This window comes from Vibrio nigripulchritudo ATCC 27043 (genome assembly GCF_000222685.1).
GTDB lineage: Bacteria > Pseudomonadota > Gammaproteobacteria > Enterobacterales > Vibrionaceae > Vibrio > Vibrio nigripulchritudo.
The window spans coordinates 1-383 of sequence record NZ_AFWJ01000249.1 but is presented as its reverse complement, the minus strand read 5'-3'; the positions used below and the strand labels follow the sequence as shown (position 1 = coordinate 383).

Below are 383 nucleotides of genomic sequence, written 5' to 3'. Positions count from 1 at the left end.
ACGGGCAGCTCAAGAAGAGCTGGATCTGTGGCAAGGTCGTTGGGACCGTTATGATGGTAATAACCCAAACAAATACCAAGCTGATATTCGAAATGCTCAAAGTAGAGTGAGAAGTATTACAGAGTCTTTGAAAGCTAGTGGCGTGCTAGAAAGATCAGAACAAGAAAACTTAGAAGTACGTTTAGATCGTCAGTTCCCTAATGCTCAAAGTAAAGAAATAGTCGAATTTGAAGGTAAAAAATACCAACGCCGTTTTTATCCACTGCGAAAAAGCCGTAGTCGTAAATCAGTTACCGAGTGGGGAAAATCTTGGGACTTGGTAGGTTAAACTGCTAACAAAGCATTTAAGAGTGATTCGCAATGCTTGGCAGTTTCGCTTCGCT

General features: G+C 41.5%; 1 protein-coding gene. It reads left to right on the top strand.

The window, feature by feature from the left end:
• Positions 1–328 (top strand): hypothetical protein (locus RH89_RS29975; RefSeq protein ID WP_004404669.1); only part of this gene is annotated, 328 nt, incomplete at its 5' end.
• Positions 329–383 lie beyond the last annotated feature (55 nt).